General features: G+C 71.9%; 1 protein-coding gene. It reads right to left on the bottom strand.

Annotated features, from left to right (window positions below):
• Positions 1-842, bottom strand: an 842-nt coding sequence (locus JDV09_RS06175; RefSeq protein ID WP_221368245.1) for a DUF222 domain-containing protein, incomplete at both ends; no start/stop codon positions are given.

Here is an 842-nt window from a genome sequence, read left to right as displayed (position 1 = left end):
TCGGGGTCGTCGCCGTGGATGGCCGGGTCGGGGTCGGCGTCTAGGGCGTTGTGGTCGGTGACCACGTGCACGACCACGCTGGCGGCGCGTCCGTCGGGGTTGCCGGTGGCCGGGCAGTCGGGGTTGGCGCAGCGGCAGGCCAGTGTGAACACCCCGGCGAACACCGCCCCGAACGCGTCGGCGCGTAATTGGCGCAGGGTGCGCGGGTCCTGGTCGCACACGCTGGCCACCATCGCGGCCATCCGGGCCGCGGCCACCGCGGCGTCCAGGGAGTGCACCACGCCGTAGACGCTGGTGGTGCCGGTTTCGTCGTCGTGTTTGCCGATCTTGAAGTTGCGCTGCCGGGTGCGTTCGCGCGCCCGGCGCACCGCATCGGGGTCATGGGTGTGGATCCAGACCGTGATCGCGGTGTCGAGTTTGTCGCCGGAGAGCACTCCCCACCCGGCGGCGCTCTGGGCGAACTGTTCGTCCAGCGCTGCCCACACCGTGTCATCGACGACCAGCCGGGTCAGCCACAGGATCCGCGCGATCACCCGCTCGCTGAGCTGCCCGGCCATAAACAGCCGCGCCAGGTTGGGCAGTTTGTCGCGTAGCGTGGCCGCGGTCGTCATCATCCCGATCGCGCGGCCGTGTGAGACCGTCAACGCGCACCCCACCTGGGCGGCGGCATTGTCGATGTCGTCACAGGCCCAGGTCGAGTGCAGCTCTCCGGCGTCGGCGCGGCGTTTCCATTCGGCCAGCGCGGCGAACTTGCGCGCCTCGGCCGCCGCCGCGGTGCGGGCCCAGCCGGCGATCGCGTCGATCAGCTCGGCATTCGAGGCGGCGGCCACCGCGGCCGGACC

The organism is Mycolicibacterium xanthum, from assembly GCF_019710635.1.
Lineage (GTDB): Bacteria > Actinomycetota > Actinomycetes > Mycobacteriales > Mycobacteriaceae > Mycobacterium > Mycobacterium xanthum.
The sequence above is the reverse complement of the archived record's forward strand: the minus strand, read 5'-3'. Positions and strand labels throughout refer to the sequence as shown.